Source organism: Clostridium gelidum (assembly GCF_019977655.1).
GTDB lineage: Bacteria > Bacillota > Clostridia > Clostridiales > Clostridiaceae > Clostridium > Clostridium gelidum.
The window spans coordinates 3,122,975-3,135,978 of sequence record NZ_AP024849.1; the positions used below are offsets into that span (position 1 = coordinate 3,122,975).

The following is a 13,004-nucleotide window of genomic DNA, read 5'->3' on the forward strand; positions in this document are numbered from 1 at the left end:
CCTAACCTTATTAAATAAATTTGCTTTACTATATCCTTTCCTATCATTAACTATAAGTTCTTCCCTTAATACACATCATTGACTCAAAAAAATTGTAACATAAACTAATGACACTGTTAATATCATTAGCTTATGTTTTAATAGATACTTTTATAAAATGTGCGTCAATTATTTATGTAATTAAAATAGTTGTGCTTTTCCTAATAATTTATATAATTTGAACATAGCTTCTATACTTGCTTGCAATAAATATTAAGCACTATTAACTTTTGTAAAATCATCTATAAATACATCTTTATCAAATTCCATCAAGCTTTACTCCTAACCCCATAACTTTCATAGAAATCATGCATAAATTTATCTGAATAATATTTTTCATCTCTGTATTTATTAGAAATTTATTCCATAAAATCGCAAATTCAATTTTTTAAATAATGCAATTTTACAATTTGTTATTTATTTTTAGTGGTTGATAATTTAAGAATATTCCGAACTAAATATCAATTACTTTATTTCACCACATAATGGAGTTCAACAAATTGATTGAATCTCCTCATCCCCTTTAACTTTAATTCTAACTCAAAATCGTTTTTATTAAATAAAGGAATTCCATGACCTATTAGTATAGGCGCTACCGTAATTATAAATTCGTCAACTAACTTTTCTTTAATGAAAGAATGTAAAAGATTACCGCCACCAACAAGCCATATATTTCCGCCATCCAGGCTTTTAATTTTATTTGTAAATTCCGCTACATCTTGACTTATAAATTCTACATTTTCATTTTTATCATTTTCTGATTTAGAAAATACATAACACTTTTTATTCTTATAAGGAAATTTACCTTTTTCTTTCTCAATAATCCAGTCATAAGTTCTCCTACCAATTAGAATAGTATCAACTGTGTTGTAGAATTCAGAATATCCATTATCTCCTTCACCTTCAATTTTAAACAACCATTCCAAGGAATCATCTTCTGTCGCTATGTAACCATCTAAACTTATTGCAATATATAAAACTAATTTTCTATTGTTGGACATCTATAAACCTCCATATTTATAAAATTCAATCTAATTTTATAATATAATTAGTGAAGAATATTGTACTATTATGAATCAATTATAACATAAATTGTAACTATCACATTATTCAATTTTCGAAGAATATTATTTTCATTTATTACTATATCAAATCTACATATTGTACTAGTATTGCGTAGATTATATGGATAATTGGAAGTTTATTTATTGGATATATCAGCTCAAGTTCAAATCTACAACCTCAAATTATACATACTATAGCTAATTACTTATAAAGAGCCAAATGGTGGCATTGGGGAAAAATTCTTTTACTCTTTTAAATTAAAATATAAATATTTTTAAGTAATTCTTTAAATTTAAAAATACAGAACTCAACTTCATTAATGCTATAATAATCATTCAAAGTGATAAACTTCCTGTTATAAATGAAAGAAATAAAGATAAAATATATTTGTTAGGCATATTAATTATGTCTAAATTTTCAGTAATTAAAGATTGTGAAAAATGAAAGGAGAACATAATTATGGTTAGAAACGCTAAAGATGTACCAGGTTTAAAGATACTAAATTCACCCCCTTCAGAACGAGACTCATCTAATAATGGTTTGGAAAGTAATACTCATAAAGCTAAGAAAGATGTATCTTCAGGCAAATGGAAAAAGTAGTACATTGATTTTAATGAAATTCTAGTGATTCCAAAATAGTCCTTGTTAATTTCATGAAGATGATATAGAAAATTATCAAATGAAATTTACATGGGCTATATTTTCACAAAAATTATTATCCTAAACTTTATTTAATATTCAGTGTGTTTTTTCTAGTTATATCAACTTCCCATTGGATGAATAATTGGATTTTCTATTTATGATAGTTCGTCATATCAATAGCAATTCATAACACTTATAACTCACTCCACAAATTGAAATTTACCAGCTTCACATTGTACTCATTATACGAATCTCAAGTTCACAGCTCATTCTTAACAAAATAAGACTAACAATCTCTTACATAAATAATCTACTCTCATTATACAACATTCTTCATTATTTTCCCTATAGTTCCTCCAATAACCTTTAGAAAATGATGTGTTATCTGCAATAAATGAATTTTCAAACTACAATTTTGAATAAGGTGACACCCTTGGGTGAAGACTATTACGTAAGGCACATGAAAAAAATAAATATAAACCATGACTCTAATTAATAAAAAATGGCGTAATCAGAGGAGGTAAATAATGTTTTTGAAAGTAGAAAATTTAAAGAAAAGCTATAATACAGGTGATGTAACAACAACAGTTTTAAAAGGTGCTGCTATAAGTTTAGAAAAGATGGAAATAGGAGTAATACTTGGACCTTCTGGTTCTGGAAAATCAACACTTCTTAACATTATTGGAGGCATTGATAGATGCGATTCAGGTATGGTTTCAGTTGATAATATAGACATTACTATACTAAATGACAGTAAGCTTACAGATTATAGGCGAGAAAATATCGGCTTCATATTTCAGTTTTACAATCTAATACCTAATCTTACTGTAGGCGAAAATATAGAGGTCGTTTCAAATATAAGCAAATCACCACTTAACATTGATGAGGTGCTAAAAGCTGTAGATATGTTTGATAAAAAGCATAGATTCCCAAGAGAACTTAGCGGCGGTGAGCAACAGAGAGTTTCTATTGCAAGGGCTATAGTTAAAAATCCAACGCTTTTGTTATGTGATGAGCCAACAGGTGCCCTTGACTTTTCAACATCAAGAGAAATATTAAAACTTCTTGAGAAGGTAAACAAAGAGTTTGGCACAACCATACTTATGATAACCCATAACACTGCAATTAGTGCTATGGCTAATAAAATTTATAGGGTTAGAAGTGGTGAAATCATAGAGAGCATAGTTAATAGTATTACCATGCCTGCAGAAAGGATTGAGTGGTAATGATTATTAATAAAAAAATCAAACGAACTATGCTGGAAAGCAAATCACAATATATTGGTTCACTAGTACTTATCATTTTTAGCTGTTTGCTTTTTACAATGTTTAACTTGGTTTCAGGGAATCTTACAAAACTATCTTCTTCATTTGAAAAAGATTATAAGCAGGAAGATGCAAATTTTATGGCTACTCCAAAAACAAATAATTTCGAAGCCTTAGAAACAAAATTTGATATGAATATAGAGGAAATAAAATCATTTGATTACTCAGTATCAGAAGATAAAACACTAAGATTATTCAGTGAAAATAAAAAAATTAATATACCTGCTATTATTGAAGGTAAAGCTCTAAGCTACGGTGATATCATCATAGATCCATCCTATGGAAAAGCTAATAAATTAAATATTGGGGATAAAATAAAAATAAATGATAAGAATTTTATCATATCAGGATTTATGTCTCTTCCTAACTATATCTATCCCTTAAAAAGTGAATCAGATATAATGAATGATCCAAATAGTTTTGGAGTAGGTGTTATAAGTAAAGAGGATTTTAATAGTTTAAATAGAGGTAATATCTCTTATGCTATAAGATTTAATGGAGACAGAAGTAATATAGATAGTAAAATATCCAAGGTTAAGGGTTATCTAAAAAGTGAGAATATTATTCTTCTCAGCTGGATGAACATAAGCGATAACCCAAGAGTCACATATTTTACAGCAAAACTTTCTGGCATTGAGAAGATGAGTTCTTCCATGCCTATGGCTGTACTCCTTTTAACCTGCATATTAACTGGTATAGTTATGTTTAGAATGTTAAAGAGAGAAGCTATTATCATAGGAACGCTTTATGCTCTAGGCTATAGAAAAAAAGAGATTATGAATCATTATCTTCTTTATCCAATGGTCATTTCACTTTTAGGTGGTATTCTAGGAACTATGCTTGGATTATTAACCTTAAGACCTATGATGAACTATTATGTATCATTCTTTAATATTCCTGTAGGTTCTTTAAACTATGATATAAACTATATTATAATAAGTATTTTGCTGCCAATATTCTTCTTAGTAGCCTGCAGTTATTTTGTAGTTAATAAATCCCTCAAAAGTTCTCCTGTGATATGCTCCCTTTATAGTAGACAGTTAAAATAATAAAACTGTTTCTATAAAGGGGGTATTTTAATGTCAAGAAAAACGAAATGTTCTCTGGAAGAGAAATTGAAAGGAATTAAAGAATATCTATCTGGAGAAAAAGCAGTTATTCAGATATGCGATGAGATGGCAATTCATAGTGCCACATTTTATGACTGGTTGAAAATATATAATGATGTTGGGGAAGCAAATTTAATAGTTTCTACAAAAAATAAATATTATTCTGATTCGCTTAAACTTAATGCAGTTAAAGATTATCTAGCCGGAAAAGGTTCTTTAAGAAATATATGCTGCATATATGAAATTTCATCTCCTCGTGTTCTCAGAGATTGGATTAAGAAGTATAATGGTCATAAAATATTTAAATCTCATAGTAAGCAAGGAGATAGAATTATGACTAATAGAAGAAAAACTACTTATGAAGAAAGAATTGAGATTGTTGCATTCTGCATTTCGAATAATGGTGATTATCAAGCCACTGCTAATAAATTCAAAGTTTCTTATCAACAAGTTTATGCATGGGTAAGAAAATACGAAGCTAATGGATATGAGGCACTAATGGATCGACGCGGTAAGCGTAAAGAAGCTACTGAGCTTACTGAATTGGAAAAATTATCTGTACAATTGAAACTTATCGAATCAGAAAATACACGTTTAAAGATGGAGATTGATTTCTTAAAAAAATTGAAGGAAGTAGAAAGAAGGCGATAAGTACTAGAATATTTCAAGAATATAAATATATTTCTATAAAAGAATTACATGAGGAAAACGACTATCCAATAGCTGATTTATGCAATTTAGCTAATATTGCACGATCATCTTACTACAAATGGATTAACCGTTCAGAGACTGAATTAGATAAAGAGAATTCACTAATACTAAAAGAAATTGTTAAACTTTATGAAGATGTACATGGTATCTATGGATACCGTCGGATAACAATGAATATAAATCGACTTCTTAATAAACAGTATAATCATAAACGAATTTATAGATTAATGAAGTCTATTAACATGAAATCAGTTATAAGAAAAAAGAGAAAGTCTTATCTGCAAAGTACTCCACAAATTACGGCAGAAAACAAATTAAATAGAGAATTCTATGCAAAGAAACCAAATGAAAAATGGTTAACAGATGTCACTGAATTTAAGCTACTTAATGGTCAAAAGGCTTACCTCAGTGCAATATTTGATTTATCTGATAAAAGCATTGTTTCTTATGTGGTCGGTCACTCAAATAACAATCAACTTGTTTTTGATACATTTGACTTAGCAGTAATTGCTAATCCGAATGCAAAGCCGCTTTTTCATAGTGACAGGGGATTTCAGTATACTAATAGAACTTTCAAAGCTAAACTTGATAAGATCAATGCAACCCAAAGTATGTCACGTGTTAGTAGGTGTATCGACAACGGACCAATGGAAGGTTTTTGGGGAACTCTCAAATGTGAGATGTATTATTTGCAAAAGTTTTATACATATGAAGAATTGAGACAATCAATTGATGACTACATAGTATTTTATAATACAAAAAGGTTACAGAAAAACTTAAAAGGTCTGACTCCAATTGAATATCGAAATCAGACCTTAGCTTCATAATTTTTTATTTTTTCATCTGTCTACTTGACAGGGAGCAGTTCAGAAAAGAATAGTGTTGGTTTCTTAGAAAGAAAAGTAAATCTTGAAAGATTCAGTTTTAATACTAAATTTAAAATACGTGAGCTCTTACGAAGCATACCAAGAAGCACATTTCTGTTACTTGGGATTATTATGTCAACAATGCTACTCTTAATGGGCTTTGCATCAAAGAGTTCAATGGATTCCTTGCTTAAAGAATCTTTTAATGAAGCCTTTAAGTATAATTATCATTATGTATTCAACTCTCTCCAAAATGGTAAACCTGAAAAAGGAGAAGCTTTCTTGGAAATACCCTTTGCAATGAAATACGACGATAAAACTACTTTTACAGTGTATGGTGTAAATCCTAATTCTGAATTTATTTCCTTTAAAGATAAATTAGGAAATATATTGAAATCTGATAAAATCATTATTACAAGACCATTGGCAGATAAATTTAATATAGCTCCAAAGGATATTATAAAGCTCATTAATAGATTGGACTCAAAAGAATACAGCATAACTGTTGATAGCATTGCAGAAACTTTTGTAGGGCAATATATTTATATACCACTAGATACCCTTAATGATATGCTTGGTTTACCTTCTGGTAGCTACATTGGATTATGGAGCACAGAAAAAATAGATATTCCAGAAAATAAGCTATTAACATTTGTAACTGTAGATGATATGAAAAAAGCCTTTGATATAATGACAAAACCACTACAAGCAGTAATTGGAGTTATAGCCTTTATTTCCTTTATAATAGGTCTTATTGTGATATATGTTGTTACTTCCCTCACTATAGATGAGAATAAGGATAACATTTCTCTTCTAAAAGTTTTAGGTTATAGGAAAAAGGAAATTTATTCACTAATTTTAAATAGTTCCAGCTTTATAGTAGTACTTGGTTATATACTAGGAGTTCCTCTCCTACTGGGTTCCTTAACTGCATTGTTTAAATCAATGACAAAAGAGATGAGTATATCTTTCCCTGTAACTATTGATTATATCTATGTTCTAGTTGGTTTTATCATAATATACTTAACCTTTGAACTATCAAAGCTGTTAAATAAAAAAAAGATAAATAGAATTTCCATGGTAGAAGCATTGAAGTCCAGAATGGAATAAAAACAGGTATTTAAGCCAATCTCTTTTAGAATTATGGATTGGCTTTATGCAATAAAATTAAATTCATCTAATTTTACTTAATTTAAACTTGTAGATAAATACAATTACAGTATAATGTGTATATATCATAATACTTAGTGTAAATTATGACGAAGATCAAATATGTTAATTTTAGGAGGAGATATTATGGGGGATTGGAATTCAGTACAGTATTTAATGTTTAAAAATGAACGAACACAGCCAGCAATTGATTTAGTTAATCGTATTTATATTGATAACCCTAAAAAGATTATTGATATTGGATGCGGTCCAGGAAATAGCACACAAGTTTTAGCCCAAAGATTTCCTAATGCATATATTCTTGGTGTTGATAATTCTTCAAATATGATTGAAACAGCCAAAAGAGATTATCCTAATCTTGATTTTAAGACTTGTGATGTAGGTAAAGATTTACCAATACTTGATAATGATTTTGATATTGTTTTTTCCAATGCTTGTATCCAATGGATACCCAATCATAATCAACTATTGAAGAACATGATTGGGTTACTTAAAACAGGTGGAATACTTGCAGTACAAACGCCAATGAATTATCAAGAGCCAATTCACAAAATCATCGGAGAGATTTCAACGAATGAAAAATGGAAATCAGAGTTTATTAATCCTAGAACTTTTTACAATCTGACACAAAGTGAATATTTTGATTTACTTTCAGAAATTTCATCAGAATTTTTCATGTGGGAAACTATATATTGTCACAATTTAAAATCCCATAAGGATATTATGGAATGGTATCGTGGTACAGGATTAAGACCATATTTAAATATTTTATCAGACGAAAAAAAGAAGATTTTTGAGCAAGATGTTTTTGATAGAGTTATAAAAGAATATTCAATACAGAAAAATGGGAATATTATTTTTAGATTTCCAAGATTCTTTTTTATTGCAACATCAAAAGCTAAATAAAGTGAACATAATTTGATGTTTAATTGATTAGTTCTTTTCGTAATTGGTGTATTAATGCATAATCAAAAAAATAACAAGTCCATTTGCCAGCCTATTTTCCATCATGCTTCGTCGAAAAATTGACCTAATAGGCCTGCTATGAGGGCAATTCGTCTTCTTGCCTGATGAAAAATATTCATGGCAACTTTGGACTTGCTATTTATTTTCATATGCCTAACAGGTAACCACATTGAACTACCTGTCTTTATATATACTTACAAGTTATTTTAGTATTAAATAGCAAAAAAATAACAGACCATTATGCTTGTATGATGGTAAAAACACAAGCATCTCTAGTCTATTATTTCTTTTGATCTTCATAAATTATTTCCATTGTTTAATATCCCAATGTATATGTTGAAAAGTAAATTACAACATATATATCTTTTCACTATTAAATCGGTAGTTATTATATCTTCTAGTTAGTACTATGAAAAACTACTTTTCTATAAGTTTCAAACTTAACCCACTTATTTAAGAAATCAGCTTGAGACTTTTCATTAATTTCTTTATTTTCATTCAAGAAATTAGTAACTTCATCTTGTGAATTTACTTTTACTTCAAATCCTCTACCATTAATAACTGGCACTTCTTGATATTTGTAATCTTCCAAAGCTTTAATACTCGCAATTTTCTTATTACGAACTTCAATTGCTACCAAGTCACGAAGAATTAATAAATCAAAATTCTCTGGATATTCAAAGCTATCACCTTTTATTGGAAGTTCATCACCTACTGTATAAGTTTGATCTTCTGGTTTATATTTGAATATAGATAAAGTTTCTGTGTCATAATAAAATTCTTCAAAAATGTCGCCTCTAGCTTTTAAGTCGTTATATTCAAAAGTGAATTTTTCATTTTTAGTATCATTATTATGAATATCTTCAATAACACCACAAGCTGATGTCATATTAGAAACACGATCTATTAAGATAAGCTCGCCTAAGGCTTTATGTGAATCAAATTTATCCAATACAATATTTTCAGAAAGTAAAATATCACATGCAGCTATTTCATTTTTTGTTAAATAACCAGCTGGCAGATGCTTTCCTGTGTTTACATCTATTTTGTATTTTACATCTGTAACAACTCCAGTTAACATCTTAGTTCCGATTTTTACAAAGTATTCAGTTCCTGCTGTTAATTCTGAATCATCCATCCAAAGAATTTTCGCACTAAATTTCTTGTTTGTCACAATATTAGTCCCTTTTGTAAGTACACAACCTCTTGACACGTCTACTTCTTTATTAAGTTGTATTGTAACAGCGTGACCTATGGCTGCACTTTGTGCTTCTTTATCTGCAATATGAATACTTTTTACTATTGCTTTCTCGTTACTAGGAAGTGTTGTAATTTCATCACCTACAGAAATAGCTCCAGCTTCAATTTCCCCTTGGAATCCTCTAAAAGTATGATTTGGTCTACATACTCTTTGAACTGGCATATAGAAACCTTCTTCTGACTTACTACTAATATCTACATTTTCTAGATAAGTTAAAAGTGAATCACCTTTATACCATGGGGTATTTTTCGACTTCTTTGTAACATTATCACCTTCTGTAGCTGATACAGGAATTATATGAACATTTTCTAATGAAAGTTCATTAACTAATTCATTAATTTCCTTTTCAATTTCTAAAAATCTTTCATGATTATATTCTACTAAATCAATTTTATTAACTGCAAATACAAAATGCTTTACACCCATTAAAGAACAAATTCTTGCATGTCTTCTTGTTTGAACAAGAACTCCTTGCTTTGCATCTAATAATATAATAGCAAGTTCTGCAAAAGATGCACCTACTGCCATGTTTCTAGTATATTCTTCATGACCTGGAGTATCTGCTACAATAAAACTTCTATTATCAGTTGTAAAATAACGATATGCAACGTCTATTGTAATCCCTTGTTCACGCTCTGCCATTAAGCCATCTAATAATAGAGAATAGTCTATTGCACCACCTCTACTTCCAACTTTACTGTCTAATTCTAAAGCTTTTTCTTGATCTGCATATAAAAGCTTTGAATCATATAAAATATGTCCTATAAGAGTAGATTTTCCGTCGTCTACGCTACCGCATGTTATAAACTTTAATAAGCTCTTCATCTTAGAAATACCCCTCTCTTTTTCTTCTTTCCATACTACCTGCTGCTTCACTATCAATAACTCTAGTTGTTCTCTCAGATGATACAGCACTTAGTGTCTCGTCAATAATAGCATCTAAAGTGGTTGCATTTGATTCAAAACCACCTGTTAATGGATAACAGCCAAGTGTTCTGAATCTTATTGTTTTATGCTCAATCTTCTCACCTGGTAATAATTTTAATCTATCATCATCTACCATAATTATATTACCATCACGAGTAATACATGGTCTTTCTTTTGCAAAATATAAAGGAACAATATCAATATTTTCACGCTGTATATATTGCCAAATATCATTTTCAGTCCAATTTGAAATTGGGAAAACTCTCATACTTTCACCTTTATTAAGTTTAGTATTATAAAGCTTCCACATTTCTGGTCTTTGATTTTTAGGGTCCCATGCTTGTGCTTCATTTCTAAAGGAAAAAATTCTTTCCTTAGCACGAGATTTTTCTTCATCACGACGTCCACCACCAAATGCTGCTGTAAAACCATATTTGCTTAATCCTTGTTTTAAAGCTTGTGTCTTCATAATATCAGTATAAGCTGAACCATGATCAATAGGATTAATTCCTTGCTTTATACCATCCTCATTTGAATGGACAATCATATCTATACCTAATTCCTTTGCTTTTCTATCACGAAATTCTATCATTTCCCCAAACTTCCATGTGGTATCAATATGCATGAAAGGGAATGGTGGCTTTTCAGGATAAAATGCCTTAATTGCAAGATGCAGCATAACTGAACTGTCTTTACCAATAGAATATAACATTACTGGTTTTTCACATTCTGCAGCTACTTCTCTAATAATATAAATTGCTTCTGCTTCTAATTTATCAAGATGTGATAATTCACTCATAATAAGTCCTCCTGTTTTCGTAAAATTAAACTCTTCTTTAAAAATATCTTAAAATTAAATTCAGAAAAGCTCATGACTTTTCATCATTCATTGTTAATTGTTAACTGTTAATTGTTAATTGAATTAATATTCATTTGAATTTTTCTTATTGACGTTTATTATTTTCTTTTCTCCGTCACTCTTATCAATTATCCAAGACATTATATCTTTATCTTCATTTACATAAAGTAAACTGCCTTTTCCACCCATATCAGCACCTAAATAATATTTAATTGCTTCTACCTTACATTCTTTAATACAAGATGCACAACCCCAACAATCTTTTGGATACTTAATAATAGCTTTATTATCTTTATCAATAGTTATTAAATTTCCTGGACAAACATTTTTGCATTTTTTACAGCCAACGCATTGGTTTTTATCAATTTTTATGCTCATATTTATCACCACCATTTACTAAATCCCTAAAGATTATTTTTATTTTTCCGTCTTCTAATTTTGAATTAACATACTTTAACCAATTATCATCTTTTTCTGGATAATCTAAGTTTTCTCCAAAACTATGCCATCTAGTTTCTTTTCTTGCTTTTAAATGAGCTATAACTGATTTACAAACTGTAAGTCTTTCTTTTAATTCAAAAACTTTCATCAATTCATACATATCTTCAGCTTTTAAATTTTCACTTAAAGTTTCAATGGTTTCTATTTTTTCGTAGGCTAAATTTAGCTGTGTTTCATTATATTGATAATGACTACCTATTCCGCCTGCATATGTATCCATAACTTTTTGCATTGCTTCTTCTAAATCATCTATTCCAAATAAATCTTTTTCATTATTTAAAAATTTGTTAACATAATTGAATTTTTCCTCTATATTGATATCTTTAATTGATTTATTATCTTTCCCATCAATATAATTCAAAGCAGATATTGCTGCTATTTCACCTTCAACTAAAGCTCCTGTAACATACTTTTGTGGACATCCTCCTGCTACATCACCTGCTGCATAAAGACCATTAATAGTTGTTTTTCTATCTGTATCAACCCAATATCCACTTGCTGTATGTCCACCAACAATGTATGGTTCAGTTCCTTCTATTTCAACATTTTCTTCGCTTGGTCCCTTGCCATTTTCAACCCATTTCAAAGTTTGACTTGGTGACATATTAAGATATGCCTTCATCAATTCTTCATCTTGCTTTTTTGTTATTCCTTCAGTTTTTAAATAACAAGGACCTCTTCCTTCTAATGTTTCTTTTACTGTTCCATAAACTCTTTGAGCTGTAGTATTTCCATATTTATATTGATATTCTTCACCGAGTGCATTTACTTGCTGTGCACCTACTCCTTGAGCCAAAGTTCCAGTTGGAGATATTGTATCCTTACATCTTAATGCTATAAATCTCATTTCAAAAGTTGTCATTTCTGCTCCAGCTTTTATTCCCATAGCATAGCCTGCTCCTGTATTAAAAGGACTATACCACATTTTATGTCTAGAAAATCCAGAATTATTAGGCTTATATAATCCAGCTGCTCCTCCAGTTGAACAAATCACAGCTTTAGCTTCAATCACATAAAATATATCTTCTTCAACGGATATTGCATATGCACCTATTATTTCATTATTTTCTACAATATATTCAATTGCATTTACTCCATTTAATACTTTAACATTAGAATGTTTAGAAGCTTCTTTTGCTAGTAATGGTTTTATATTTTCTCCATTAATTTTTATGTTTCTATTTCCACGTGTTACATATTCTCCATTTTCATCCTTTAATATAACTAAACCAAAATCTTCTAACTTTTTAGTAACTTGATTTAAATTTTCAGACATTGTAAGTAATAAATCTTCCCGTACTATGTCTTCAGCATCTCGCGCCGCATAATCAACATAATCCTGTGGCTTTTGGCCTTTTACAATATACGCATTAATAGCATTAACTCCAGCTGCTAAACAACCACTTCTTTTTATATTAGCCTTATCCAAAACTATAACATTCTTATTTGAACTTTCACCTATAGTAATTGCTGCATAACATCCAGAGGTTCCACCTCCAATAATTAAAACATCCGTTTGAAGTTTTTCTATTTTCATCTTATTGCCTCCTTAAGTGAAATATT

At 29.5% G+C, this 13,004-nt stretch carries 11 protein-coding genes and 1 pseudogene; 7 read left to right on the forward strand and 5 right to left on the reverse strand.

Annotated elements, in window-relative coordinates; translation table 11 throughout:
- Nucleotides 1-509 precede the first annotated feature (509 nt).
- A complete protein-coding gene (locus psyc5s11_RS14025; RefSeq protein ID WP_224033131.1) occupies nt 510-1,040 on the reverse strand; it encodes a dihydrofolate reductase family protein in 531 nt (176 codons plus the stop codon).
- A 523-nt stretch (nt 1,041-1,563) separates the two neighbouring features.
- On the opposite strand from psyc5s11_RS14025, the gene psyc5s11_RS14030 reads away from it, so the two are divergent.
- The 7 genes and pseudogenes from psyc5s11_RS14030 to psyc5s11_RS14060 all read left to right on the forward strand — a co-directional run bounded on the left by psyc5s11_RS14030 (nt 1,564) and on the right by psyc5s11_RS14060 (nt 7,833).
- Nucleotides 1,564-1,704: a hypothetical protein gene (locus tag psyc5s11_RS14030; RefSeq protein WP_224033132.1), complete on the forward strand. Its 141-nt coding sequence runs from the start codon at nt 1,564-1,566 to the stop codon at nt 1,702-1,704.
- 569 nt (nt 1,705-2,273) lie between these two features.
- Entirely contained in the window at nt 2,274-2,972 is a 699-nt protein-coding gene (locus psyc5s11_RS14035; protein WP_224033133.1) for an ABC transporter ATP-binding protein, read from the forward strand.
- On the forward strand, nt 2,972-4,120 hold the full coding sequence (locus tag psyc5s11_RS14040) for an FtsX-like permease family protein (protein WP_224033134.1): 1,149 nt from the start codon (nt 2,972-2,974) through the stop codon (nt 4,118-4,120). Before psyc5s11_RS14035 ends, psyc5s11_RS14040 begins: the two co-directional genes overlap by 1 nt.
- 30 nt (nt 4,121-4,150) lie before the next feature.
- Nucleotides 4,151-4,831, forward strand: coding sequence for a helix-turn-helix domain-containing protein (locus tag psyc5s11_RS14045; protein ID WP_224033135.1), 681 nt, complete (start codon nt 4,151-4,153; stop codon nt 4,829-4,831).
- Between the two features lie 8 nt (nt 4,832-4,839).
- Entirely contained in the window at nt 4,840-5,718 is an 879-nt protein-coding gene (locus psyc5s11_RS14050) for an IS3 family transposase (protein ID WP_224038130.1), read from the forward strand.
- A gap of 39 nt (nt 5,719-5,757) precedes the next feature.
- A pseudogene (locus psyc5s11_RS14055) lies at nt 5,758-6,867 on the forward strand (ABC transporter permease); the annotation flags it as partial.
- A 186-nt stretch (nt 6,868-7,053) separates the two neighbouring features.
- A complete protein-coding gene (locus psyc5s11_RS14060) occupies nt 7,054-7,833 on the forward strand; it encodes a methyltransferase domain-containing protein (protein ID WP_224033136.1) in 780 nt (259 codons plus the stop codon).
- A gap of 457 nt (nt 7,834-8,290) precedes the next feature.
- Here psyc5s11_RS14060 and psyc5s11_RS14065 read toward each other — a convergent pair whose 3' ends face one another.
- From psyc5s11_RS14065 to psyc5s11_RS14080, 4 genes are all read right to left on the reverse strand, one after another.
- Nucleotides 8,291-9,979, reverse strand: coding sequence for a sulfate adenylyltransferase subunit 1 (locus psyc5s11_RS14065; protein WP_224033137.1), 1,689 nt, complete (start codon nt 9,977-9,979; stop codon nt 8,291-8,293).
- 1 nt (nt 9,980) lies between these two features.
- Entirely contained in the window at nt 9,981-10,880 is a 900-nt protein-coding gene (gene cysD / locus psyc5s11_RS14070) for a sulfate adenylyltransferase subunit CysD (protein ID WP_224033138.1), read from the reverse strand.
- A gap of 123 nt (nt 10,881-11,003) precedes the next feature.
- Entirely contained in the window at nt 11,004-11,318 is a 315-nt protein-coding gene (locus psyc5s11_RS14075) for a 4Fe-4S dicluster domain-containing protein (protein ID WP_224033139.1), read from the reverse strand.
- Entirely contained in the window at nt 11,302-12,978 is a 1,677-nt protein-coding gene (locus psyc5s11_RS14080) for an adenylyl-sulfate reductase subunit alpha (RefSeq protein WP_224033140.1), read from the reverse strand. Before psyc5s11_RS14080 ends, psyc5s11_RS14075 begins: the two co-directional genes overlap by 17 nt.
- Between the last annotated feature and the right edge of the window lie 26 nt (nt 12,979-13,004).